We start from the raw sequence: 25,964 nt of genomic DNA, 5'->3' as shown, positions 1-25,964 counted from the left end.
CCGGTTGAACGCCATTCTTGTTTAAGCTATTGGCTCTCTGTGAGGTGCTAATACAGAAGTGAGTAAAGCTTCTTACGGTACTGATTCGCTAGTGGGTTTCCTTGACCTAATGCGGTTAGGATATCCATAAAGGTTTTCTTCATTTCACCATCAAGGGTATTGAGGTTTTTGCTCAACCAAGACCAAAGTAAGCTGAGTGCTTCTTCATCTCTTTTTACTTGGTGATATTGCCTAGAGAGTTCCATTGCGACACTTGGTTCTGTGGTTCATCATGCCATTGCTGCTCAAGCGCCATAATTTCAGGGCTATTGGCGGCTTGCTGATGTAACTCAAGTTTCGCGAGTAAATTTTTGTAATCACCTTGCTGATATTCTAACGGTATAGCTGCAAGTTCAGCTTGCGCAGATTCTATTGCTCCAGTTTCAATATAGCAGCGAGCCAATGCCAGTTTTACCTCACCTTTGTTTCGCCATTCATCACTTAAAGAAAGGAGCAAAGGTAATGCTTCGCTGAATTGTGCTTGAGTGACTAAATCGAGCGCCTGCTGCATTAAACGTTCTTCATCACTTGGTAAGTGACGTTTCAGCATTTCCTCAATAGCTTCGATGGGTTGTGGTCCACCTAAGCCGTCAACCGGTTGGCCTTGGATAAACAGGGCAACCGTTGGGATAGCTTGAACACCAAATTGCGCTGCAATCGCTTGTTCTTCTTGGCAGTTGAGACGAGCAAGTACGAAAGCACCTTGATAGCGTTCTGTGAGTTGTTCAAGTGAAGGCAGCAGTTGAGCACTTTCATGACTGACAGGAGCCCAAAAATAGAAAAGCACAGGTGAAAGAGTCGAGTGCTGTAAGACTTGATGAAAATTGTGTTGAGAAACATCAATAATGTTCGAGGCTTGCATGGCAAATCCTTGGTTTGTCTGGCATATCGTTTGAGTAAACTATGGGGATGTTGGATGAAAAACTCAAGTATTTCGCTATTTCAACTCTTACACAGATATTAATGACGATACAAACAGAATCACCACCCGAAGGTGGTGATTCTGTTGCTCTTACGAGCCAGCAAGCAAAGGTGCTTAAAGTAGAATAAATAAGATCAGCGCAACACCGACACTGATCCAATTCCATTGGTTTAATGTCATTTTTTGTCGTACCACATGCAACGCTTGAATAATTTTGATGCTTTATTGCAAATTGTTGTGGGGTAAACCCCTAGTGCATGATGAAGTTTGCCATGCGATTGTTACCAAATAATGACAATTAACTAAATTATGCGGCTTTGAATAAAAGTTTATCTAACCACCGAGTTGGTAATAACCTCTTCAGCACGGCAAAAACCTTAGTTGGCGTAGTAATTCGGTAACGGATCTTTGGTTTAGTTGATTCAAGAGCATGGCAAAGTGGTGCAAGGCAAGCCTCTGGTGGTAAAACAAAACGATTGTTGGAGTGAGTTTTTGCCAAACGTTCAATTTGTTGCTCATAGGCTTGCCAATGTACACTTCGTTCTATTGAGATCCAGCGTTGAAATGCACGTAAGGCATTTGCTCGAAATTGAGTTTCAATAGGACCTGGTTCTAGTAAACTGATATGGATATTTGAGTCTTGTAATTCCAGCCGTAAGGTATCACTCCATCCCTCTAAAGCAAACTTTGAGGCATTGTAAGCACCACGATATTTCATCGCAGCAAAACCAAGGACTGAACTATTTTGGATGATACGACCGTAACCTTGGCGGCGGAAATGAGGGAGCAAACGAGTTGTGAGGTGGTGCCAACCAAAAAAATTGGTTTCAAATTGCTCTCGCATTGCTTTGACAGGTAAATCCTCTAAGGCTCCAGCTTGACCAAAGGCTCCATTATTGAATAAGGCATAAAGCTGTTGTTGAGAAAGTTCGAGAGCTTGTTCAACCGCTCTATCTATACTTGTTTCATCGGACAGATCCAGTTGTATACAAGTTAATCCTTCTTGGCGCAGACGTTCGACATCCTGCATATCACGGCAAGAGGCAATCACTTGATAGCCAAGCGACTGTAATTGTTTGGCTGCCATGTAGCCAATACCTGTTGAGCAGCCCGTGATTAAAATCGATTTTGTCATGTCTATCCTTTGTTTGTGTACACTGAGCCATTATTTGATCAATGGCGCAGCCGGAGTGATTGCTTACTGTGTTTGATTCAATAATTGGCTGAATGCGCGATCAATCCGTGAATAATAAAATTGGAACCCGAGATCAGTCAGCTTTTTAGGCTTGGCTCGAATGCTATCGAGCAGTAGTTCGGAGGCTTCTCCCAACAGTAATTTAATGAGCCACGGTGGCGTTTTTAAAATGTGGGGACGTTTTAACGCATTGGCTAATGTCTGGCTAAATTCAGCATTAGTAACGGGGTGAGGTGCACAGAGATTATAAGCACCGTGGGCATGCTCGGTTTCCAGCAAAAAGACAATCGCACGAACCATATCCAGCATATGAATCCATGGCATGTACTGCTGACCATCACCAATCGGCCCTCCTAAGCCAAGACGGTAGGGTGGTAGCATTTTTTTGAGTGCGCCACCTTCTGGAGCTAATACTATACCCGTTCGCAGTAGACAAACTCTGGTTTGATCTGAATGCGCTTTAAGTGCCAATTGCTCCCAGTCATGACAAACTTGGTGAGAGAAATGTTCGCTTCTGACTTGCAGGCTTTCGTCAAAAGCATGTGCTTGTTGGTCACCATAAAAGCCGACCGCGGAGCCACTTAAAAAAACGGCAGGTGGATGGGCGCTCGCATGAATTTTTTCCACTAACTGCTCTGTAATCGCTAATCGACTGTGTGCAATGCGTTTTTTCTGTGCCGGGCTCCATCGTTTATCCGCGATGGGTTCTCCTGCGAGATTGATGATGGCATCAATTTGGTTGAAATCAGACAACTCATCCAATGAATGAATAAACTGTAGATTCTGACTGGGGATATGGGCGAATCGCTGAGTGGCTTTGGGAATGTTACGAGTGAGAACAACCAGTTCATGGGTACTGAGTAATTTTATCAGCTCAAAGCCGATAAAACCGGTTCCTCCGGTGATCAAAATTCTCATAGTGACTCCTTGTGGCGAGTTGACTCGGTCATCGCTTGTATATGAGATTGGGACAATGAAGAGTTTAACGCGCTTTGTCAAACTTTCCCCATAACCAATCCATGAGTTTGCATATTAAGCGCCTCAACTTCTGATTTGAAGTTGTTACCGATTTTGGTGCGATCTTGCCCCCAATCAGCACATGCTGATTTCAGAGGAAATTATGTGCAGAAGATTTTGTTAGCACATTAACGAACTTATATTGCGAAACAGCAAGTGCATAGCAAGGATGAAAACCTTACAATCACCAAGTCTTTAAAGTGAGGTCAATCATGAAACTTTTTTTTGTTTCCGATCTGCATGGTTCTTTACCAGCTACCGAACAGGCGCTCGCGCTTTTCCAAGCTTCTGGTGCGCAATCACTGATTTTACTAGGTGATGTCTTAAACCATGGTCCACGAAACCCGATTCCTGAAGGATATAATCCTCCCGCTGTTGCGGAGCGATTAAATCACTTTGCTGAACAAATCATCGCTGTACGTGGTAATTGTGATAGCGAAGTGGATCAGATGTTGTTGCAATTCCCAATGATGAGCGATTACGCATGGGTTTTATTAAGCTCAGGGCAGCGTTTATTTTTAACTCACGGCCATCTTTACCATAGGGATAAATTACCTCCACTCAGGGAGGGGGATGTTTTAGTACATGGTCATACCCATATTCCAGTGGCGGAGCGGGTAGGAGCTGTTTGGATTGCGAATCCGGGGTCGATGACGTTTCCCCGCGGTAATTACCAACCGAGCTATGGTCTGTTGGAAGAGGGGGTAATGAAGGTGATTTCGGTTGAAGGCGAAATACTTGCTTGCTGCAATATTGCGTAGTTTAGAAACCCAATCTTTAGTGGAAGGCATAGAAAGCAGCCATAAATACAGGCTGCTTTTTATTTAGCGTTTAGATTAACTTTCTGTTGACGATGAACGATCTACGTGGCCGAGATCTCGTTCAGGATCAATCAAATCGCGAACTCGCTGTTTAAGTACTTTAGCTTCTGGAAATCCACCTTCTTTCTTGCGTTCCCAAATTTGCACACCATTACAAATGATCTCAAAGCGTCCACCTGTATCGGGATGAAGTGCCACATAGGCAATCTCTTCACTAAAGGTGTGTAATAACTCTTGGCTCAGCCAAGCTGCGCGTAGCATCCAATTACATTGGCGGCAGTAATAAATCTCAATCTGTGCTTTGTCCATGTTGATCTGTCCTTGTAATCACCACCAAGCCTAGATGTTCCTATCACTCATTCACTAAACACAAGATGTCGGTAAATGAGTGATAAGGTGAAGGTTAGGAGTTACTGAATAACACCGTTGAACCGTGATTTAAGCTGGTGAAGAGAATCGTTCTTTCGTTAACAATATCCACGCGACGGCTTTGTTGAGCATCCATTTTGAACAGTTGCGTAATAAGTTGCAGCTGCTCATCGGTGAAATCCTTGCTCTGATTGGATGAAATATCTTTAAACTGGATCGGAGTGACGAGCAGGTAGTTATCACTGATATCCCATTCACCTGATTCAGAGATATTGATCGTGCTTTCAGCGCTGTTTCCATCAGAATAAAGTTTGACGATAGAAACACGTAAATAAGTACCGTTTGGCAGATATTTCACATTCGAGCTGACATCAACACGGCTCAATGGACCCATTGCTGGACTGTTACTCTTGGTTTTGATCAATGAAACCATCTTCGATTGCCACTCTCGAGAGGTCAAAACCTGCTCAAGTTTTAGGTCGCTTCCCCAATACAACCAGCCACTGAAAACCAGAGAAATCAGCAAAATGCCAATGGCAATGTGTTTATTTTGCATAGAAAAATCCTATTCACACACTTTGACTGCATCAGTGGGGTTGGCCACAATGCGTAAGGTTATGTTTTCACCTGAGACTTCAGGGCTGTGAATGTAATTCAGCGTCAATTGATTGTTTTGTCCGCCAGTCGCAATCACTTCAACGGGTTTCAGCCCACCAGTGTGTTTTTCATTGTATTTCTTTACACACAGCTCTATAGAGGGTAACCAGTTTGATAGATCGGGATGATTAATAGGCATATTGACGGCTACATCATCAACAACAGTCAGCGGTTTGAATTTGGATTCACTTGGATTGGTTAGTAACAGCACCGCTAACGGAATCAACATCGCGATCAACAAAATCAGCCGAGTCCCCCAGCTATGAGTCGCTTTACTGGTGACTTTCTGAGACGTCGCTTTTGTCTGCCCGAGGTTGGATGAAGACGTCGAATTGGTTGATTCGGAAAAATCGATTCCAGCTTCCTGATGAGTTACCTCATCCATGTCGTTTTGAATCTCTTCTTCTACCGTTTCAACTCGGGTGATCAGTTGATAACCACGTTTAGGTACGGTTTTGACGTATTGTGGTGATTTTGTCGAATCTTTAAGCATTTTGCGCAATGTAGAAATTGCTTGCGTTAAGCTCGAGTCATCAACTTCAAAACCTTGCTCTCGCCATACAAAGTCATGCAAATCGTTGCGAGAAACCACCTCATTTGGACGCTGAGCAAGCAGCCAAAGAATTCGACTTTCGTTACTGCCTAATCGGATGATCTCTTCAGGAGTTTCCTTATCAATCAGGGAATTGCTTAAGGGATCAAAGGTAAATCTTTCAGCAAGAATGAATTTAGTACCAATATTACTCATCGATATCTTCTTTTGAGTTGTGTCCTAGTATGAACATCTGATAACCCAGCATTTCCCTGTCACAACGCTAAGACTTTACTGGCTTTTTTATCTTCTTTGATAAAAATATCGGGTTAGAATAATCCAATCTTGATCAAAAAACAGTGTTTTTATGACTTTTGACCTTGAATTTACATTTTTTGTCCATATCTCACTTGCACATCAAGGTAATTCCATTGAATCTCGATGGAACAATAGTTTGAAACAGAAGCAAACGGAGCGATTATGAGCGAAACAGCGACCACCAATAAAGAAACTCGTGGTTTTCAATCTGAAGTTAAACAACTGCTGCACCTGATGATTCACTCTTTGTATTCCAACAAAGAAATTTTTCTGCGTGAGTTGATTTCGAATGCATCTGATGCCGCTGATAAGTTGCGTTTTCAAGCGCTTTCTAATCCTGATCTCTATCAGGGAGATGCTGAATTAGGGGTAAAACTCTCGTTTGATCAAGAGAACAACACTCTGACCATCTCGGATAACGGTATTGGTATGAGCCGTGAAGATGTTATCGAGAATCTTGGTACTATCGCTAAATCTGGCACCGCTGAGTTTTTCTCAAAACTTTCCCAAGAGCAGTCCAAAAGCTCGCAATTGATTGGCCAATTTGGTGTGGGTTTCTACTCGGCGTTTATCGTGGCGGATGCGGTGACCGTTCGTACCCGTGCTGCAGGCTCAGCTCCTTCTGACGCCGTTCAGTGGTATTCAAAAGGAGAAGGTGAGTATACCCTCGAAACTATCAATAAAGAGTCTCGTGGAACGGATATCATTTTACATCTTCGTGAAGAGGGGAAAGAGTTCCTATCTGAATGGCGTCTAAGAGATGTGGTCTCCAAATACTCTGATCACATCGGTATTCCTGTTTATATTCAAACTGCAGAGCTTGATGAAGAAGGCAAAGCCACTGAAGAGATGAAGTGGGAGCAAATCAACAAGGCTCAAGCATTGTGGACTCGTGCTAAATCTGAGGTTTCCGAAGAAGAGTACAAAGAGTTCTACAAACATGTATCGCACGATTTTGCTGACCCACTGGTTTGGAGCCACAACAAGGTAGAAGGTAAGAACGATTACACGAGCTTGTTGTATATCCCTTCTAAAGCGCCTTGGGATCTGTTTAACCGTGAACATAAACATGGTTTGAAGCTCTATGTGCAGCGCGTGTTCATTATGGATGATGCGGCTCAGTTTATGCCGTCATACCTACGTTTTGTGCGTGGTTTGATTGACTCTAACGATCTGCCACTGAACGTGTCACGTGAAATTCTGCAAGATAACAAGATCACTCAGTCATTACGCCAAGCTTGTACTAAGCGCGTACTCACTATGCTTGAGCGTATGGCAAGCAATGATGCTGAAAACTACCAAAAATTCTGGAAAGAATTTGGCTTGGTAATGAAGGAAGGTCCTGCTGAAGATTTCGCTAACCGTGAAAAAATTGCTAGCTTGCTGCGTTTTGCATCTACTCATGTGGATTCAGCAGAGCAGGCGATCAGCCTTGCTTCTTACATCGAACGCATGAAAGAAGGGCAGGATAAGATTTACTACCTGACTGCTGATAGCTATACCGCTGCGAAAAACAGCCCTCACTTAGAGCAATTCAAGTCCAAAGGTATTGAAGTCATTCTGATGTTTGATCGCATCGATGAGTGGTTAATGAACTACCTGACAGAATTTGATGGCAAGACATTCCAATCCATCACTAAAGCAGGGCTTGATCTCAGCCAATTCGAAGATGAAACCGAAAAAGAGAAACACAAAGAAACTGAAGAGCAATTCAAGTCTGTCGTTGAACGTGTGAAAGAATACCTCGGTAGCCGAGTGAAAGAGGTGCGTACCACCTTCAAACTGGCTAACACACCTGCGGTTGTGGTTACTGACGACTATGAAATGGGTACTCAAATGGCTAAGTTGCTAGCAGCAGCTGGACAACCGGTGCCAGAGGTGAAATACATCCTCGAGATCAACCCAGAACATGCTCTGGTTAAACGCATGGCCGATGAAGCCGATGAGCAAACCTTTGGCCGTTGGGTTGAAGTGTTGTTGGGCCAAGCTATGCTCGCTGAGCGTGGTTCAATGGAAGATCCGTCACAATTCTTGAGTGCGGTGAACCAATTGTTAACACCAGCACAATAGACTTTTGTCGATTCTACTAAATCACTAAGCCCGCTTCGGCGGGCTTTTTATTGGGCGTAATAAGATTTTTTAACTGGAGATAACTGCGTTGCGCATGTTCGCTTACCTCAAGCACAACGTTTAATCATGTTCAGAGAATTCAGAGATTTGTTTATAAAAGTAGAGTAATCAGTTTGGATGTAGCCCGCCAGCGCACTTGTTTTCCTACAATCACATTCTTTAGTCTTAGTGCGGTATGCCAAACGATTTCTGTGATAGAATGCAGCACTTGAATGTGGTCATTAACGCGTGTATTTTTGCACGCCAGTTCGCTTCGCGGGCTGTTCTGTCTGTTATACCGAAACTTACCGTGAGTTTTTGCAAGCGCTGTGAGCTTCGGTATAAAAATCAATTAGTATGAGGATAAAACATGCGCATCATTCTTCTCGGTGCTCCGGGTGCAGGTAAAGGCACACAAGCTCAATTCATCATGGAAAAATTTGGTATTCCACAAATTTCTACCGGTGACATGCTACGTGCAGCCATCAAAGCGGGCACTGAGCTCGGTAAGCAAGCAAAAGCCGTGATCGATGCAGGACAATTGGTATCTGATGACATTATTTTAGGTCTGATCAAAGAGCGTATTGCTCAAGCGGATTGTGAGAAAGGTTTCCTGCTAGATGGTTTCCCTCGCACTATTCCACAAGCTGATGGCCTGAAAGAAATGGGTATCAATGTTGATTATGTAATTGAGTTTGACGTTGCGGATGACGTGATTGTTGAACGTATGGCGGGTCGTCGTGCTCACCTGCCTTCTGGTCGTACTTACCATGTGGTTTACAATCCGCCTAAAGTTGAAGGTAAAGACGATGTCACTGGTGAAGAGCTAGTGATCCGTGAAGATGACAAAGAAGAGACGGTACGTGCTCGTCTAAATGTTTATCACACCCAAACTGCTCCGCTGATCGAGTACTACGGTAAAGAAGCTGCAGCAGGCAAAACACAATATCTGAAGTTTGATGGTACTAAGCAAGTAAGCGAAGTCAGTGCAGACATCGCTAAAGCATTGGCGTAATCGCATCCAGATATTCTGATTGCATTGATAGGTGAAATAAAGCGGCAGTAGAGCCGCTTTTTTTTATAAACTTTTTGCCAGAAACATACGTAATAACGTTTTAGACAATGCATTTTGAAGGAAGCCATGAATAATCATAAAAGACTTGGCATTTTGCTTGCCAATTTAGGGACGCCAGAAGCGCCAACACCTCAAGCGGTAAAAGCTTTTTTAAGCCAATTTCTTCACGACCAGCGAGTGGTCGATATGAGTCGTTGGAAGTGGTGTCCTTTACTGCATTGCATTATTTTGCCAACACGCTCACCTAAAGTCGCCAAACTGTATCAATCCATCTGGTTGGAAGAAGGCTCACCACTTATGGTTTACTCTCTTCGTCAACGAGAAAAGCTTGCTGAGCTCACTCAATTGCCTGTTGAACTTGGCATGACCTATGGTGAACCTAGCTTGCTTGATGGTGTTAGAAAACTGCAGCAACAAGGTGTTGAGCAAATTGTCGTGTTGCCACTGTATCCTCAATATTCTGCAACCACGACTGCTGCGGTGTTTGACGGATTAGCAAAGGCATTTAACCGATTACCTGTAGTGCCAGAGCTGCATTTCATTCGTGATTACCACGATCACCCACTGTATATCGAAGCTCTGGCAGAGAGTGTTCGAGCTTCATGGCAGAAGTATGGACAGGGCGATATGCTGCTTTGCTCTTACCACGGTATTCCAAAGCGCTATGCGCAAAATGGTGATATTTATCCTGAGCATTGCCAAAGAACAACTCAATTGCTTGCTGAAGCACTTGGGTTACCCGCAGAGAGAGTGGTAATGAGTTACCAGTCTCAGTTTGGCAAGGAAGAGTGGCTGCAACCCTATACTGATAAAACCATGGAAGTGTTGCCGAGCAAAGGTGTGAAAAAACTGGATGTCATTTGCCCTGCATTTTCAGTGGATTGTTTAGAGACTCTAGAAGAGATTGCAGAGCAGAACCAAGAAATCTTCTTGCATAGTGGTGGAGAGAATTTTCACTACATACCATGTTTGAATGACAGCCAAAGCCATATTGCTTTAATGGCTGAGTTGATTAAGCCTTATCAAGCCTTATGAGCTGAGGAAACAAAAACAGCGCCTAATTAGGCGCTGTTTTTGTTGGAGAGTTCTATTGAGCTGCTAATTCTAGCTGTTCTGATTCACCGCGGCAGATTCGAGTCAGCTTAGGCGCGATCATAAAGGTTACGACAGCAATTCCGGTGGTGACATAACCGATTTGAGCAAATACGTCACCATAGATGAGTAGAGATTCAGTCGCACCAGAAACGTTAGCTGGAGTTGAGGTTAAACTAGCCACCCAACCTGCAATGACAGCGGCAGAAGCAGATGTAAGGAACCACATTCCCATCGCAAAACCCATCATACGCTGTGGTACTAACTGAGCCACCATAGCTAAGCCTAAGCCTGAAACCAAAAGTTCCCCGATAGATTGGAAAGCGTAGCTGGCGATAAGCCAGTTTGAGCTAATAATTCCTTGCTCATTAGCAAACAAAGTACCCCAACTCAACACCAAGAAAGAGAGAGCACATAACGCCATACCAAAAGCGAATTTGAAAGGCATTGCCAACTTATCGCCTAATTTTCCGTAAGTAGCGGCAAGAATTGGGCTGGCAATCATAATCCAGAATGGATTGAGTGCCTGAAATTGCTCGGGAGCCACTTCAAACCCCAAGATATGGTGCTCAACGTTATTGATGGCGAAAAAGTTCAGTGACGTCGGCATTTGGAAATAGAGCACAAAGAACACCACGCCTTGCAGCATTAAAATAAAGGCGACTAACATTTTGGCACGTTCGATGCCTGACATGCTGAACGCTTCTTTGAAATAGCAACCCAGAATAAAGAGGCCTGCAACCACCAGAATGCCATGTGCTAAGGTGAGGTTCTGTAATAGATAGCTACAAACAAAACTGGCAATGATTGAGCCTACTGCCACAAGAACCAGATACATTTTATTGACTGGAGCAAGATCGGCTGGAGAACCAGTACCTTTTAACATGCGTAAACAGAAAAGGAAGTTCACAACGGTGATGGCAAGGCCAACAGCACTTACACCAAATGCCATACCATAGCCCATTTTTACTGCCACTAGTGGAGTGATGATCATTGAGAAGAAGGAACCTAAATTGATCGCCATATAGTACATGGTGAAAGCACCATCTAAACGTGGATCATTTTCAGGATAGATTTTAGCGAGAAGGCTTGAAGGGTTGGCCTTAAATAAACCATTACCAACAGTAATGAAACCCATAGCAACGTAAATCAAGGTAGGGCCCACAAGTGGATGTTTTGCTGTTGAGAGCCCTAGTAGGACATAACCCACCATCATGACGATGGCACCAAGAGTGATAGCTCGCTTGGTGCCAATTACTTTATCGCCGATCCAACCACCGATTGCGACAAATCCGTAAACTAAAGCAGAGAAAGCACCGAAAAGAACGAAGGACGCGGACTCATCCATTCCCATGATTTTAACCATGTAGACGGTTAGGATGGCTTGCATGCCATAGAAGCCAAATCGCTCCCAAAATTCGATAGAAAAGATCAAATAGAAGGCGTTCGGTTGTTTAAAAATATTAAGGTTGGACATAAGCATTCCTGTATCATTGTGCAGTGCAAATGGTGAAATCTGTTGTTCAGAAATCAACCGTCAAACATTATTTTTATTCAACTCATCCATGAGAGATTTTTATTCGGCTGATACCTATACATTCAAAATAAATGCATATCAATAGAAGGCTTAAGGCTCTGTTGGTTGTAAGTGAATGTAACTTAATGAAAAGTAAAAAAACTTCGCAAAATGTATCTGTGATTTACTGTGCGAAAACTAATTTTTCATAAAAAATACTTGCCATGAAAGTCACCTAAACAATCTACACAGTTTTGAATTGTAAATTTATATGTATGATTAATTTGACAATATTGTTTTTTATGAAGGTAAATAGCCGAGCGTTTGTAGATGAAAAACATCACACATTAAGCAGAATTATTTACGAGCACTAAGGCTGAATTATTGATATGGAATTTAAGAGAGATTTCATCTTTGCAGATGGGGTGTGGTAGCATGCCAAAAAAAGTTGGCGAAATAAGAAAAAATGAAACGTTGGTATTTACTTTATTGTAAACGTGGCGAGCAGCAGCGCGCGAAGATGCATTTAGAAAACCAGGATGTTGAGTGCTTCTATCCGGAAGTATGCGTTGAAAAAATTCTACGAGGAAAGCGGCAAATGGTTCAGGAGCCACTTTTCCCGTCTTATATGTTTGTTCGCTTTGACTTTGAAGAGGGTCCCTCTTTTACTACGGTGCGTTCAACGCGTGGGGTTGTGGATTTTGTCCGATTAGGGCCACACCCGCGGGAATTACAAGGCGACTTAATCTATCAATTGAAGCAACTGGATTGTGAGCAACTGAAAGGGTCTGCAAGACAATTACCGGAAAAAGGGCAAACGGTTCGTGTCGCAAGAGGGCAGTTCGCTGGAGTTGAAGCGATCTATCAAGAGCCTGATGGTGATACTCGCTCAATCATGCTGGTTAAAATGATCAGCCAGCAAGTACCGATGAGTATTGAAAATACAGATTGGGAAATTACTTAAAACTGAGTCACTTGCCCAAGTCATTTTCCAATCATAAGAATGGCAAACATATCGATATGAAAAAGCCAGAGGCATAAACTCTGGCTTTTGCTTTTATTGGTTGCCGATATTACTCAAGCGTTTAGTAAGCTTGTTTGTGAACTGCTTTTACTGCACGACCAGATGGATCAATACAGTTTTTAAAGGATTCATCCCACTCTATCGCTTTAGCGGAAGAACACGCAACAGAAGGACCTCCAGGTACACAACGCGCCGCAGATTCTAGTGGGAACAGCTCTTCAAAAATTTCACGATACACATAGCCTTCTTTAGTCGTCGGTGTGTTGTACGGGAAGCGGAATTTGGCCGTTTCCATCTGTTGATCGCTGATTTTTGCCTCTGCTGTTGCTTTTAGTGTATCAATCCAGCCATAGCCTACGCCGTCAGAGAACTGCTCTTTTTGGCGCCATGCGATGGATTCTGGAAGATAGTGTTCAAAACATTCACGCAGGATGTGTTTTTCCATCTTGCCGTTGCCACACATTTTATCTGCAGGGTTGAGGCGCATCGCAACATCGATAAACTCTTTATCAAGGAAAGGAACTCGGCCTTCAACGCCCCATGCTGCGAGTGATTTGTTGGCTCGAGCACAGTCAAATAAGTTTAGTGCCAGTAGTTTACGAACGGTTTCTTCGTGAAACTCTTGGGCGTTTGGTGCTTTATGGAAGTAGAGGTAGCCACCGAAAATTTCGTCAGCTCCTTCGCCAGATAGTACCATCTTGATGCCCATGGCTTTAATTTTTCGCCCCATCAAGAACATTGGCGTTGATGCACGGATAGTCGTCACATCATAAGTTTCAATGTGGTAGATCACATCACGAATGGCATCGAGTCCTTCTTGGATTGTGTAGGTCATCTCATGGTGAACCGTACCGATTTTTCCTGCTACTTCACGAGCCGCTTTCAAATCGGGTGCACCTTCTAAGCCAATGGCGAAAGAGTGCAGTTGTGGCCACCAAGCCGCCGTTTTCTCATCATCTTCAATACGCATTGCTGCGAAGCGCTTTGCAATAGCTGATGTAATCGAAGAATCCAAACCACCAGAAAGAAGCACACCATAAGGTACGTCGGTCATGAGTTGGCGTTTTACCGCGGCTTCCAAAGCTTGTGTGAGCTCTTCTTTGCTGCTGACGTTGTCTTTAACTTCATCATAACTGTTCCAATCACGTACGTAGTAACGTGTCGGTGATTGATCTTTTGAGCTAAAGTAGCTGCCTGGAGGAAACTCACTCAATGTTTTGCAAACAGGAACAAGTGCTTTCATTTCTGATGCGACGTAGAAGTTGCCGTGTTCATCATGCCCCTGATAAAGAGGGATGATACCGATATGATCACGACCAATGAGATATTGATCTTTTTCCTCATCGTACAGAACGAAGGCAAAAATACCGTTCAATTCTTCAAGGAGATCAACACCTTTGTCACGATATAGAGCCAAGATGACTTCGCAATCAGAATCGGTTTGGAATTCATATTGACCTTCGTAACGCTCACGGATTTCTTTGTGGTTATAGATTTCACCATTCACCGCAAGGATGAGTTTACGATCTGGGCTGTAAAGTGGTTGAGCACCACTGTTCAGGCCAACGATGGCTAGACGTTCATGTGCCAAAATCGCTTTATCAGACGCGTAAATACCTGACCAGTCAGGGCCGCGGTGACGTAGCTTTTTCGACATTTCGAGGGCTACAGGTCTTAAAGTAGCTGCATCAGTTTTAATGTCTAAGATGCCAAAGATTGAGCACATATGAATTCCTTTTAAATGTTTTTTAATCTGTTGGACTTAATTTGCCATTCTGATTAAAAACTTCAACCCTTGTTTGTGTTTTATTTTAAACAAAAAGAATTTGATTAAATTTTTTCTACTTTAACTTGCATTTGTGTGAATGGATTTTAAAAAGTGACGAAAAAAGAAGCGATAGGGCGAAATTCGCCCTATTTTTTAGCGACGAGTAAAATTCGGTTTTAGCTGCTCACACACGTGGCGAGCAAAACCAGTACCCGCCTCACTGTATATGTTGAATGCAGCGTGAGCACCATGCTCAAGCAGGCTATCAATCTGATCCGGATACTCAGCAATAGCCGCAATCTGGCCTTGATAATTACGCTTGTGTAATTGCTCAAGAGCGATCTGGTTGGCTTGGTGATGAGGCATCGCTAATAGCACCAGTTTTACTTTACCTGTATCGAAAATACGCTCCCAAAAGTCCGGGTCAGTAGCATCACCTGAGATCACGTTGCGCCCTTCTTCACGATGGTTATTGGCTGCATCTTCGCGAATTTCAACGCCAAGACAGATATCACCATGACGTGCTCTCAATTCGTCATAGGCTCCGCGGCCGATGCGTCCCATACCTAAAATCAGTACTTGAGCTTCACCGGGATCAATCAGGCGATCACGAGTGTGCAGCGATTCTGCTGCTTGTTCTTTCAGCCATTTGGCTGAACGTTGGTAAATGGCGTGGCCTTTACGCTCTATCGGAGCAGCGATAATAAATGACAGAGGAACAGAAACAGCTAATGCGACCAGAATATCACCGTTAATCCATCCCATTTTGTACGCGAGGCCACCAACGATCAGACCAAACTCGCTAAAGTTAAATAATGATAGTGAGGTAAGTAATGACGTACGGACACGGAAATGGAACTGATGGATCACCCAGAAATAGAGGATGCCTTTAATTGGTAGCAGTAACAGTAATAACAGGGCAAGCATAATCCCTGTGGTTGTGGGTTGCGCTGAGAGTCCGATATTAAGGAAGAAGCAGACTAAGAATAGTTCCTTGAGATTAAATAATGCTTTGGAGAGTTCTGAAGCCTTGTGATGGCTAGCAAGCATCATACCTAAGATAAGTGCCCCGAGATCCGGCTTCATACCAACCAATTGGAATGACCCAGCACCAACAACCAGTGCAAAGAAGATGCCAAACAACACCAGCATTTCTCCGTGGCCAACCCAGTCGAGTAATTCATAAAAGAGTGGGCGCAATAAAGGCAGTACAAATAAGCCGATGGCGTACCACTCTGGTAGTTTTCCTGTTGATGCTGTTAGAAAAACAACGGCAAAAATATCCTGCATGACCAGGATGCCGATGGCTAAGGTGCCATAGGTAGCATTCATTTCTCCTTTCTCTTGCAATGATTTAACCGCAAAAACAGTACTGGAGAAGGAAAGGGCAAAACCGATCAGAATGAGTTTATCAAAGGACAGATCGGCAAGGCTATCAAGGCCCAACTGCTTGAAAATGAGTAATAAAAGAGTAAATAGGGCAGTAGACAGTATGTTATGTATAGTGGAACCCGCCCAGATCTCTTTGGCGAGTAGGGTTTTTACTTCAAGCTTTAAGCCGATAGTAAACAACAGCAGGGTTACACCCAAATCAGCGAGCAGAGAGATGGTGTCGTTGCTGCTAAATCCATAAGCGTTTAGTGCAAAACCCGCAATCAAAAAACCAACCAGTGGCGGCAAATGGCATTTTAGCGCGATAAAGCCTGCTAAAAATGCGGCAGAGAGAAGAATCAAATCCATGAGCTATGTTCTTAATTTAATAATAAAAAAACGGTGGTATCAAAATACCACCGTCATTATAGGTCAATCAGTTGCTTAAACTTAAATAAAATGCTTAGTCTTCAAGCAATTTTTGTAACAGAACCCCATTTAACATCGCTCGTTTGATCATGGCAAACGCGCCCATGGTGGGTTGCTTATAGACTTGTGAGGCCACGATAGGTAACTGTTGATGGAAAGTTTTCAATGATTGATTTTCTACGTTGCGTTGAATCGCTGGAAAAACAATTTCTTTAGCGGCGGTAATTTGCCCCGCAATGACAATCTTTTGTGGGTTGAATAAGTTTACGGTGATTGCAATTGCTTTACCTAGCTGATTTCCCACACGTACTAGAGCTTGTTTGGCGAGCTCATCCCCTGCATTAGCATGCTCACAAACATCATCAATCGTAATCGAGTCGAGACCAGAAAGTGAAGACTCATACCCTTGAGCGATGAGCTTTTTTACCCTTGAGATGATTGCTGGGTTGGTGGCTACGGTTTCTAAACAACCAAAGTTTCCACATTGGCACTGCTCACCGAGTGGATCAATTTGAATATGACCAATTTCACCGACGTTACGGTTGTAGCCTAGAAACACTTGTCCGTTAACTATGATCCCTGCACCAGTACCACGGTGGACACTGACTAAGATCGAATCTTGGCAATCTTGGCTTGCACCAAAGTAATGCTCTGCGAGAGCAATGCCACGTACGTCGTTACCTACGAAGCATTCAACATGGAATTCTTCGCGGATAGTTTCACCGAGAGGTAATTCGCTAATCGCAACATTTGGCATGTATTCAACAACGCCAGTCTCTGGGTTAACTAGACCTGGAAGGGCAACACCGATGGCAATTAATTGGTCAATGAGTGGGGTGTGTTGTTGAATAAACAGACGAATTTGCTTAATGAGGCTCGACATCAACACTTCTTGAGTGTTGTAGTGAAACTCGTGATGTTCATCCACTAATGAGTTGCCACCTAAGTCGTAGAGACTCAGTTGGATGTAATCACGGCCAATTCTAACCGCAATAGAGTGGAAGGGTTTGACCTCTGTGGTCAGCGAGATGGCTCGCCGACCGCCAGTAGACGCTTGTTGAGCGACTTCTTTGATCAAACCGCGTTCAAGCAGTTGGCGGGTAATTTTGGTAACACTAGCGGGTGCTAGTTGGCTAACATCGGCGACTTGGATTCGACTGATTGGCCCTTGCTGGTCAATCAAGCGGTAAACCGCCGCACTGTTTAGCTGCTTAACTAAATCTACGTTACCAATTTGTCCGCCATTCATTATTAATTCTGCTCGTATTGTCCGTTAACTACCGTCGCTTTAACGTTGAAGTCTCGATCAAAAACAGTCAGGTTGGCGATCATACCTTTCTTGATACGACCTAATTTATCATCAACACCAATTGCTTTGGCTGGATATAGAGTAGCCATTCGCAGAGCTTCGTCTAAAGCGATACCGACATGTTCAACCGTATTTTGAACTGCTTCGATCATTGTTAGGGCTGAACCGCCAAGTGTGCCATTTTCATCAACACATTTGCCATCTCGGTAATATACTTTCTTACCGACAAAAATAAAGTAATCCATTTCAGCGCCTGCAGGAGCTGTGGCATCGGTCACTAATACGAGTTTTTCACCCTTAATTTTGTGAGCAATTCGGATGTTCGCATAATCGACATGGAAGCCATCTGCGATGATGCCCGCATAGACATCTGGAGTATCATAAATCGCGCCAACCACACCAGGTTCACGGCCAACCATTGGCGTCATAGCATTGAACAAATGCGTTGCGAAAGTGATACCTGATTCGAAACTTTGGCGCGCTTCTGCGTAAGTAGCGTTAGTGTGGCCAATAGACACAACGATGCCTGCTTGAACCAGTTTTTCAATATGTTCAGGTTTATTGTTTTCCGGTGCTAGCGTTACCTTAGCAATGACATCACTATTCGCACAGATAGTGTCAATCATACTGTCATCCGAAGGACGAATGAAATCTACGCTGTGAATCCCTTTTTTCATCACATTGAGATATGGCCCCTCTAAATGCAGACCTAGTGATTGATTTGGGTATTGGCTTTGATATTCGCGAGCGGCAGCAATAGCTTGGCGCATGTTCTCATCAGATGAAGTGATCAGAGTTGGCAGGAAGCTAGTACAACCCGATTTCAAATTGGCTTTGTGCATGATATCGATGGTTTTTGCTGTGATTTCATCATTGAACATCACGCCACCACAACCATTCAGTTGTAAGTCGATAAAGCCTGGGCTGAGATTCGCGCCATTGAGGTCTACCACTTTGATGTCAGACGGTAAAGATTCGATTGGGCAAACCGTTTCAATTTTATCACCGTTGATGATGACTGCGTGTTTCACAAGCACGTCATTGCCTGTATAGATTTTGCAGTTAGTTAGCGCATACATAATCAGCTAATCCTCTTGTCGATATTCTTAGATTCATTTTAGCGACTCAACAAGGTTGCAACCAACGCGTAGGGTAGTTTCACTTAGCTGGTTCACTTCAATCAGGTCGCGAATTATCTTTTGTGCAAAAGGCCACAGCAACTGCGGCTAAAAATAAGTTTTTGGCCATTCCACTCTTCGAGGTGTTTAACCTAACGGGTTAAGGTAGAAACGCTATGTTCTACAGTGTAACACGACGGCTGTCTGACCAACAAACGCTGTGATATTAACGCTCAAAAGATGTTTTTTTACATCATAAAATAAGTTTTATGATCTGGCTAGCAAAATCATTTCGTTCTTGGAGGTGCGGGTGATTACGATCACAAATGATGAGGTTTTAATTTGCGGAGCAAAATTAATGGCATAAACTGACCTGGACTAAATTGGGCGGCTAAAAAAAAGTCTCCCAATAATATACAAAAATCCTATAGGGGGAACTTAAGGTGAATATTCTTGGATATGCGCAAAAGTTAGGTAAAGCATTGATGCTACCTATCGCAACGCTACCTGTAGCGGCGCTCTTACTTCGTTTGGGTCAGCCTGACCTATTAGGCATTCCATTCATGGCAGCAGCGGGCGATGCAATCTTCAGCCAACTGCCACTATTGTTTGGTTTAGGTATTGCAATCGGTCTGTCAAAAGATGGCTCTGGTGCTGCTGGTCTAGCAGGTGCTGTAGCGTATTTTGTTCTGACTGCAACAGCTAAAACGATTGATGCATCAATCAACATGTCATTCTTCGGCGGTATCTTCGCAGGTATCATCGCAGGCCACGCATATAACGCGTTCCATATGACTCGTCTGCCAGAATGGCTAGCATTCTTTGCTGGTAAGCGTTTGGTTCCAATCATGGCAGGTTTGTTTGCTTTGGTTGCAGGCGCGATCTCTGGTGTGATTTGGCCTTCAATTCAAGGTGGCCTTGATGCACTGGCTCACGCAGTATCAACTTCTGGTTCTCTTGGCCAATTTGTTTACGGTACTCTGAACCGTGCGCTGATCCCTGTTGGTCTGCACCATGTTCTGAATTCTTACTTCTGGTTCGGTATGGGTACATGTCAAGAGATCCTAGTTTCTGGTGCTCAAGCTGCTGGTCAAGCTCTGCCTGCTCTGGAAAAACTGTGTGTGGATCCTGCTCTAGCGAAAACTCTAGTTGTTGGTCAAGAGCATACTTTTGCGTTCAAGAATGCAGTAACTCCTGAAATCACAGCAGTGGTTAAAGAAGTTACTGAAGTCGTTAAATCTGGCGACCTACATCGTTTCTTCGGTGGCGATAAGAGCGCTGGGGTATTCATGAACGGCTTCTTCCCTGTGATGATGTTCGGTCTACCAGGTGCAGCACTCGCTATGTACCTAGCGGCTCCTGCTGAGCGTCGTAGCCAAGTTGGTGGTGCTCTGTTCTCTGTTGCATTCTGTTCATTCCTAACTGGTATCACAGAACCTCTAGAGTTCATGTTCGTATTCCTTGCACCAGCTCTGTATGCACTACACGCTGTGTTCACAGGTCTGTCACTGGTTGTTGCTAACATGTTTGGCACACTGCATGGCTTCGGTTTCTCTGCTGGTCTAATCGACTTCCTGCTGAACTGGGGTCTGGCAACTAAACCTGTAACTCTGTTCGTGATTGGTCTAGCGTTCTTTGCGCTATACTTCTTCACCTTCTCATTCGCTATCCGTGCGTTCAACCTGAAATCACCAGGTCGTGAAGACGAAGATGTAGCTACTGAGACTGATTCAGGTGAAGCGGCTAAAGGTGATTTGGCTCGCCAATACCTGAAAGCTCTGGGTGGTCATGAGAACCTGACTTCTATCGATGCATGTATCACTCGTCTACGTCTAACTCTGAAAGACCGCTCTGTTGCTGACGAAGTTGTTCTGAAGAAACTGGGTGCGAAAGGTGTAGTGAAACTGGGTGAAAATAACCTACAAGTTATCCTTGGCCCTCTAGCGGAAATCGTGGCTGGCGAAATGAAAGCGATTAGCCCGAAAGAAGATCTATCTGGCGTAAAACTGCTCAATAGTTCTCAAACCCTAGCCATAATCGAAGCCTTCGCGTAAGCGAAGGCTTTTTACTTATTTAGAACTGGCGATATAACCACCGAACCATAGAAATAATCGCAAGAAATCCATACTTTTTATTGTGCCAAACGAAAGAATTGTGGATGATTAGCGGCAATATTTTCTGTTTTCTAGCCTTTACTGCGTGAAATACAGAAACGCTTTCTGACAATACTAAATGAATTTTGAGGTGCTATAGATGAGTGAAGCTGAGGCTCGTCCATCGAACTTCATCCGCCAAATTATCGATAAAGATCTTGCGGATGGTAAACACACGACCGTGCATACTCGTTTCCCGCCGGAGCCGAATGGTTACCTGCACATCGGTCACGCCAAATCAATCTGTCTGAATTTTGGTATTGCTCAGGATTATCAGGGGCAGTGTAATCTGCGTTTTGATGATACCAACCCAGAAAAAGAAAACCTCGAATACGTTGAGTCAATCAAAAAAGATGTGACTTGGCTAGGTTTCGAGTGGTCAGGTGATGTTTGTTATTCATCAGACTATTTTGACAAGCTATATGAATACGCTATTGAGCTGATTCAAAAAGGCCTGGCGTATGTAGATGAGCTGACGCCTGAACAAATTCGTGAATACCGAGGCACATTGACCGAGCCAGGTAAACACAGCCCATACCGCGATCGTAGCGTAGAAGAAAACTTAGCACTGTTTGAAAAAATGCGTGCGGGTGAATTCGAAGAAGGTAAAGCTTGCCTGCGTGCAAAAATCGATATGGCATCGTCTTTTATCGTAATGCGCGATCCTGTTCTGTACCGTGTACGCTTTGCTGAGCACCATCAAACAGGTGACAAATGGTGCATCTACCCGATGTACGACTTTACCCATTGTATCTCGGACGCATTAGAGAATATTACGCACTCTATTTGTACTCTTGAGTTCCAAGATAACCGCCGTTTGTATGATTGGGTATTGGACAACATCACTATCCCATGTCACCCGCGTCAGTACGAATTCAGCCGCTTAAATCTCGAATATACCGTGATGTCTAAGCGTAAGTTGAACCAACTCGTGACCGAAAAATTGGTAACGGGTTGGGACGATCCACGCATGCCAACGATTTCTGGCCTACGTCGCCGTGGTTTTACCCCAAGTGCAATTCGCGAATTCTGTAAGCGTATTGGTGTGACCAAGCAAGAGAACATGATCGAGTACAGTGCACTTGAATCGTGCATTCGTGATGATCTGAATGAAAATGCACCACGCGCAATGGCCGTATTGGATCCCGTTAAAGTCGTGATTGAGAATTTCGCGGCGGATACTATGGAAACGCTAACTATTGCTAACCATCCAAATAAACCAGAGATGGGTGAGCGTGAAGTGCCATTCACTCGTGAGCTTTGGATTGAGCGTGAAGACTTCCGTGAAGAAGCTAATAAGAAATATAAGCGTCTTGTTCTGGGTAAAGAAGTGCGCCTGCGTGGTGCTTATGTAGTGAAAGCTGAGCGTATCGAGAAAGATGAGCAAGGCAATATCACTACTATTTTCTGCTCATACGATCCTGAAACTTTGGGTAAAAACCCAGCTGATGGTCGTAAAGTGAAAGGAGTGATTCACTGGGTATCAGCTGAAAAAGGTGTTCCAGCAGAATTCCGTCTCTACGAGCGTCTGTTTACTGTACCAAACCCAGGTGCGGCAGATAACTTTGCAGAAACTATTAACCCTGAATCATTGGTGAAAGTACAAGGTTACGTAGAACCAAGCCTTGTTGCTGCACAACCTGAATTTGGTTATCAATTTGAGCGCATGGGCTATTTCTGTGCGGATAACAAAGATTCAACACCACAAGCTTTGGTCTTTAACCGTACGGTTGGCCTGCGTGATAGTTGGGCAAAAATCGACGAAGAATAAGTCGAAAAGTGATCATTACTGATAAAGCCAGCCGTAGTGCTGGCTTTGTTTTTAGAGGCGTGAAAGCGGGGTTGCTTCACGCTAGGGCTGAAATTTGTGTGAGATTCCTGCGATTATTCTGGTCGTGACACATTTTTTGCCAGCTAGTCTATAGTTTTGCCGGATGGATCCGATATATTTAACAAATCTCCGTACTTCAAAATTTAAAGCACATACTGAGCCTTTTATGCGTCGATTTTTCCAACGACTTCTACTGCCAGTCGCAGTTATGGTCGTGACTCAGACTTCTTTCGTCAGTGCAGAAAGCATTCGTCTTGTTGGTCCTAATGGCCAAGTACAACCTACGCCTCAATACAGTGACAATATTGCCCGCAATGCAGCTAATAATGAGCCCGGAAAATTTTTTGGTCCGACGCCTGCGAACCAAACCTTGTGGTCGATCGCGACTCAACTAAGACCCTCACCGGCGGTCACTGTACAGCAAACCTTGTTGGCGATTTATCAACTAAATCCACAAGCGTTTGAAAACCAGAATATTCATACTCTGATCCCTGGTAGTACATTACGAATCCCATCGTTAGCGCAAATCAGCCGAAACAGTAATCAAGAAGCGGTCAGCATCATGGCCGCTCATCAAGCAAAACTAAACCAAACACCGGCTACACAACCGACTCCAGTGCGCCCCGTACCAGCCTCAAAGCCAACGCCTAAAGTGGAAGAGGTTGTTCAAACAAAACCAGATGTAGCCCCGCAGCCACAGGTCGAAGCAAAACCAGCTCCAGAAATAAGCAGTACAAGCAAACCAAGCAGCGCTACAGATACAGAAATGATGGCTCTCGAAGAGAAGAACCATCGCTTGCGTGTCATGCTATCTCAAGTGCAATCCGAAGTTAGTACGCTGAAACAAGAGCTGGGTGACGAGAATCGCATCCGTAGCGAAGTCGAGAAGTTACTGGATGAAGAACGTCGTAAAGCTGAAGAAGCACAACGACTCGCACCATCTGCATTGGATAATTTACTCTCCAACGGTTGGTTAGTCGCATTATTAGCTCTTATTCCGGGGTTACTGATTGCGATCGTGGTGCTATTACTACTAAACCGTCGCTCTGTCGCTCAACAAGATACGGCAAGTCAGTCTAATCTGAATGCTGAAATGCCAGCAGCAACTGCGGCTCCTGTTACTTTAGGACCTGAGCAGACTGATGATATTGGTGATGATCTGCTACTGGATGATGATCTATTCAGTACCGCAGACGAAAAAGATGAAAGCGAAGCTGATAAAGCTTTTTCAGATGATGATGACGTATTCGCTGATTTGAATGAAACCGATCTCGACTTCAACCTCGACGGGCAGGACAGTGAAGATCTGTTTGTTGGTATTGATGATGACGGCGATCTCGATACTGAATTTGATACTTTAGGTGAAAGTGCCAACGGCATCTCAGTCAATGGTGATGATAAAGCGCTCGGCCTTGAGGAAATGGAGCGCGCTCTTGATGACGTCACAACGGAAGAGGATACCGATGAACTCAGTTCCTTTGACTTGGCTGACGAAGATCAAATGTCAGAGGACGATATTGAAGCGCTGTTGGCTGGTGATGAAGAAAATGAACTACTTAGCGACGGTAAAGTGGATCAGTCACTGCTGGATGATTTATTGGCCAGTGAACTGGATGCGTTGGATGATGAGCCTGCTATTCAAGATGCAGAAACCTTGGATACTCTGCTCAATGATGAGCTGGATTCGCTAAGTGCAGAAAGTAACGATGAGTTCGATCTCAGTGGTGCTGGTGTAGCTGATGATCAAGACTTGGATGATCTATTCGCATCCATTGAAGAGCAAGCTGATCTTGAACACCTTGAAGCCAATTCGATAGATGAAACCGCGTTACTGGATGAAATACTCGCTGAACAAGATGCACCAGTGAGTGAAGATAGCACTGAGTTGCTAGACGAACTACTTGAAGATTTTGATAGCCCAGAAGCGGATGAGTTAGATGTTCAAACCGCTAATCTTGCTCAACCAGAAGAACCCATTTCAGATTTAGATCAGAATAGTACTCAATTGCTTGATGAAGTGTTGGGTGAACCAGTATCAACTGAAGACTTATCTAGCCTAGATCTTGACCAAAATAGCACAGAGCTGCTAGACGAATTGCTTGATGACCTTGATTTAGATGATGAATCTATTGAGGCAACTGAATTTTCAGTGGCACCAGAAAAGCTCAGTGTTGAAGATGGCACAGAACTTTTCGATGAATTACTTGAGATTGAGCAACAGGCTGAAAAACCAGAACTGTCTGTTGAAGATGAGTTTAATAGCGATAACTTTATCGACGACTTACTTAACTCTGCACCAGCGAAAGATCCCTTGCTGGAACCTCAACTGGATGAAACAGAATCCTTTGCCCAAACTGATGATTTTGATTTTAATCCTGAAATAGAAGGCAGCGCAGAGGAAGTTGAGGAAGAAGCACCGTTACAAAACGTGCTTCCAGCCAATGAGTTTGGCGTTCCTCAAGATAATGATTGGGTGTTCGAAGAGGAAGACGAGCAACCTGCCAGCTTGCCTGAAGGCAAATCCCAAAACTCTGTTGATCTCAGTGATGACGAACTCGCTTTATCAGAAACATCCAGTGATATTACAGCTGATGAGGTATTGGCAGAACTCGAACCGCAAGCCAATGATTTCGAACCGGTACATGAAAGCTCTAGTGCCAGTGAGGAAAGTGTAGAACTCGACAATGAGTTATTGGCTACCAATGATTTGGAACAGCCAGAGGTGGCAGAAGAGGGGGGGTTAACCAATCTTGAACCCACCTTACCTGCGGAGCAATTGATCGATACCGAGATGACTCCTGAGTCAGAGCCGCTTGCCGCAGAAGCAGTTGAAGAAGATGGATTACAAGTAGAGTCTGACGGTGTAGTAGATGATGACTTGCTTGCTGATTTTGCAAATGAATTGACTGCGGATACATCGGTTCTTGAAGATAGTATCGAACCTGAAAGTAATGAAGAGGACTTCGTTGCGCTGGATGAGCTCGAGCTACCCGAGTACACGGAAGAAAATGCGTTAGCCGATGCTGCGCAAGAGCCTGCTCCTGAATCTGAACTTGAACAGAATATCGAACCTGAAAGTGATGAAGAGGACTTCGTTGCGCTGGATGAACTCGAGCTACCCGAGTGCACGGAAGAAGATGCGTTAGCCGATGCTGCGCAAGAGCCTGCTTCGGAGTCTGAGCTTGAGCAGAGTATCGAGCCTGAAACTGATGAAGCCGATTTCGTCGCACTGGATGAGTTAGATCTTCCGGAGTTCACTGAAGAAGATGCGTTGGCGGATGCTGCGCAAGAGCCTGCTT

The 25,964-nt window shown here is 44.1% G+C and carries 17 protein-coding genes and 3 pseudogenes; 8 read left to right on the top strand and 12 right to left on the bottom strand.

The features are described 5' to 3' along the window. Positions 1–47 precede the first annotated feature (47 nt). The 3 genes and pseudogenes from D908_RS17765 to D908_RS17775 form a co-directional block, all read right to left on the bottom strand. A pseudogene (locus D908_RS17765) lies at positions 48–901 on the bottom strand (co-chaperone YbbN). A gap of 367 nt (positions 902–1,268) precedes the next feature. Further along, entirely contained in the window at positions 1,269–2,096 is an 828-nt protein-coding gene (locus D908_RS17770) for an SDR family oxidoreductase (RefSeq protein ID WP_005522272.1), read from the bottom strand. Between the two features lie 63 nt (positions 2,097–2,159). Beyond that, a complete protein-coding gene (locus tag D908_RS17775; protein WP_005522271.1) occupies positions 2,160–3,074 on the bottom strand; it encodes a TIGR01777 family oxidoreductase in 915 nt (304 codons plus the stop codon). 311 nt (positions 3,075–3,385) lie between these two features. Between D908_RS17775 and yfcE the strand changes: the two genes are divergently transcribed. Next, positions 3,386–3,934, top strand: coding sequence for a phosphodiesterase (gene yfcE, locus D908_RS17780; RefSeq protein WP_005522270.1), 549 nt, complete (start codon positions 3,386–3,388; stop codon positions 3,932–3,934). 75 nt (positions 3,935–4,009) lie between these two features. On the opposite strand, the gene D908_RS17785 is transcribed toward yfcE, so the two are convergent. From D908_RS17785 to D908_RS23145, 4 genes and pseudogenes are all read right to left on the bottom strand, one after another. Further along, on the bottom strand, positions 4,010–4,303 hold the full coding sequence (locus tag D908_RS17785) for an Rdx family protein (protein WP_005522269.1): 294 nt from the start codon (positions 4,301–4,303) through the stop codon (positions 4,010–4,012). Between the two features lie 94 nt (positions 4,304–4,397). After that, positions 4,398–4,919, bottom strand: coding sequence for a regulatory protein ToxS (locus D908_RS17790; RefSeq protein WP_001179927.1), 522 nt, complete (start codon positions 4,917–4,919; stop codon positions 4,398–4,400). Between the two features lie 9 nt (positions 4,920–4,928). After that, a pseudogene (locus tag D908_RS23150) lies at positions 4,929–5,276 on the bottom strand (transcriptional regulator); the annotation flags it as partial. A 137-nt stretch (positions 5,277–5,413) separates the two neighbouring features. Further along, positions 5,414–5,768, bottom strand: a pseudogene (locus tag D908_RS23145) (winged helix-turn-helix domain-containing protein); the annotation flags it as partial. A gap of 264 nt (positions 5,769–6,032) precedes the next feature. On the opposite strand from D908_RS23145, the gene htpG reads away from it, so the two are divergent. From htpG to hemH, 3 genes are all read left to right on the top strand, one after another. Continuing rightward, entirely contained in the window at positions 6,033–7,940 is a 1,908-nt protein-coding gene (htpG, locus tag D908_RS17800; protein WP_005522265.1) for a molecular chaperone HtpG, read from the top strand. Between the two features lie 409 nt (positions 7,941–8,349). Further along, positions 8,350–8,994 (top strand): adenylate kinase, encoded by a 645-nt coding sequence (gene adk / locus D908_RS17805; RefSeq protein ID WP_001220225.1) that lies wholly within the window; start codon positions 8,350–8,352, stop codon positions 8,992–8,994. 126 nt (positions 8,995–9,120) lie between these two features. Next, positions 9,121–10,089 (top strand): ferrochelatase, encoded by a 969-nt coding sequence (gene hemH / locus D908_RS17810; RefSeq protein ID WP_005522263.1) that lies wholly within the window; start codon positions 9,121–9,123, stop codon positions 10,087–10,089. A gap of 52 nt (positions 10,090–10,141) precedes the next feature. On the opposite strand, the gene dtpA is transcribed toward hemH, so the two are convergent. Further along, positions 10,142–11,623, bottom strand: coding sequence for a dipeptide/tripeptide permease DtpA (gene dtpA, locus D908_RS17815; RefSeq protein WP_000067592.1), 1,482 nt, complete (start codon positions 11,621–11,623; stop codon positions 10,142–10,144). A 505-nt stretch (positions 11,624–12,128) separates the two neighbouring features. Here dtpA and rfaH point away from each other — a divergent pair. After that, positions 12,129–12,626 carry a transcription/translation regulatory transformer protein RfaH gene (rfaH, locus tag D908_RS17820; RefSeq protein WP_005522260.1) on the top strand — a complete coding sequence of 166 codons (498 nt, stop codon included), beginning with the start codon at positions 12,129–12,131 and terminating at the stop codon, positions 12,624–12,626. A gap of 121 nt (positions 12,627–12,747) precedes the next feature. On the opposite strand, the gene asnB is transcribed toward rfaH, so the two are convergent. The 4 genes from asnB to nagA all read right to left on the bottom strand — a co-directional run bounded on the left by asnB (position 12,748) and on the right by nagA (position 18,642). Next, positions 12,748–14,412, bottom strand: coding sequence for an asparagine synthase B (gene asnB, locus D908_RS17825; RefSeq protein WP_000337018.1), 1,665 nt, complete (start codon positions 14,410–14,412; stop codon positions 12,748–12,750). Between the two features lie 195 nt (positions 14,413–14,607). Next, complete coding sequence (locus tag D908_RS17830; protein WP_005522256.1) at positions 14,608–16,194, bottom strand: cation:proton antiporter family protein; 1,587 nt, start codon at positions 16,192–16,194, stop codon at positions 14,608–14,610. A 94-nt stretch (positions 16,195–16,288) separates the two neighbouring features. Continuing rightward, positions 16,289–17,503: a DNA-binding transcriptional regulator NagC gene (nagC, locus tag D908_RS17835; protein WP_005522254.1), complete on the bottom strand. Its 1,215-nt coding sequence runs from the start codon at positions 17,501–17,503 to the stop codon at positions 16,289–16,291. Between the two features lie 2 nt (positions 17,504–17,505). After that, entirely contained in the window at positions 17,506–18,642 is a 1,137-nt protein-coding gene (gene nagA / locus D908_RS17840; RefSeq protein WP_005522252.1) for an N-acetylglucosamine-6-phosphate deacetylase, read from the bottom strand. Positions 18,643–19,124: 482 nt separating this feature from the next. Between nagA and nagE the strand changes: the two genes are divergently transcribed. From nagE to D908_RS17855, 3 genes are all read left to right on the top strand, one after another. Continuing rightward, positions 19,125–20,735 (top strand): N-acetylglucosamine-specific PTS transporter subunit IIBC, encoded by a 1,611-nt coding sequence (gene nagE, locus D908_RS17845; protein WP_005522250.1) that lies wholly within the window; start codon positions 19,125–19,127, stop codon positions 20,733–20,735. A gap of 199 nt (positions 20,736–20,934) precedes the next feature. Then, positions 20,935–22,605, top strand: a complete 1,671-nt coding sequence (gene glnS, locus D908_RS17850; RefSeq protein WP_001287122.1) for a glutamine--tRNA ligase — start codon at positions 20,935–20,937, stop codon at positions 22,603–22,605. Between the two features lie 226 nt (positions 22,606–22,831). Then, positions 22,832–25,964: FimV/HubP family polar landmark protein (locus D908_RS17855; protein WP_005522247.1), on the top strand; the 3,133-nt coding region annotated here is incomplete at its 3' end.

The organism is Vibrio mimicus CAIM 602, assembly GCF_000338875.1.
GTDB classification, from domain to species: Bacteria; Pseudomonadota; Gammaproteobacteria; order Enterobacterales; family Vibrionaceae; genus Vibrio; species Vibrio mimicus.
The sequence above is the reverse complement of the archived record's forward strand: the minus strand, read 5'-3'. Positions and strand labels throughout refer to the sequence as shown.

Excerpts from the sequence above, each read along its gene's own strand:
- D908_RS17770 (WP_005522272.1), bottom strand. The coding sequence starts at position 2,096 with ATGACAAAATCGATTTTAATCACGGGCTGCTCAACAGGTATTGGCTAC.
- D908_RS17775 (WP_005522271.1), bottom strand. The coding sequence starts at position 3,074 with ATGAGAATTTTGATCACCGGAGGAACCGGTTTTATCGGCTTTGAGCTG.
- yfcE (WP_005522270.1), top strand. The coding sequence starts at position 3,386 with ATGAAACTTTTTTTTGTTTCCGATCTGCATGGTTCTTTACCAGCTACC.
- D908_RS17785 (WP_005522269.1), bottom strand. The coding sequence starts at position 4,303 with ATGGACAAAGCACAGATTGAGATTTATTACTGCCGCCAATGTAATTGG.
- D908_RS17790 (WP_001179927.1), bottom strand. The coding sequence starts at position 4,919 with ATGCAAAATAAACACATTGCCATTGGCATTTTGCTGATTTCTCTGGTT.
- htpG (WP_005522265.1), top strand. The coding sequence starts at position 6,033 with ATGAGCGAAACAGCGACCACCAATAAAGAAACTCGTGGTTTTCAATCT.
- adk (WP_001220225.1), top strand. The coding sequence starts at position 8,350 with ATGCGCATCATTCTTCTCGGTGCTCCGGGTGCAGGTAAAGGCACACAA.
- hemH (WP_005522263.1), top strand. The coding sequence starts at position 9,121 with ATGAATAATCATAAAAGACTTGGCATTTTGCTTGCCAATTTAGGGACG.
- dtpA (WP_000067592.1), bottom strand. The coding sequence starts at position 11,623 with ATGTCCAACCTTAATATTTTTAAACAACCGAACGCCTTCTATTTGATC.
- rfaH (WP_005522260.1), top strand. The coding sequence starts at position 12,129 with ATGAAACGTTGGTATTTACTTTATTGTAAACGTGGCGAGCAGCAGCGC.
- asnB (WP_000337018.1), bottom strand. The coding sequence starts at position 14,412 with ATGTGCTCAATCTTTGGCATCTTAGACATTAAAACTGATGCAGCTACT.
- D908_RS17830 (WP_005522256.1), bottom strand. The coding sequence starts at position 16,194 with ATGGATTTGATTCTTCTCTCTGCCGCATTTTTAGCAGGCTTTATCGCG.
- nagC (WP_005522254.1), bottom strand. The coding sequence starts at position 17,503 with ATGAATGGCGGACAAATTGGTAACGTAGATTTAGTTAAGCAGCTAAAC.
- nagA (WP_005522252.1), bottom strand. The coding sequence starts at position 18,642 with ATGTATGCGCTAACTAACTGCAAAATCTATACAGGCAATGACGTGCTT.
- glnS (WP_001287122.1), top strand. The coding sequence starts at position 20,935 with ATGAGTGAAGCTGAGGCTCGTCCATCGAACTTCATCCGCCAAATTATC.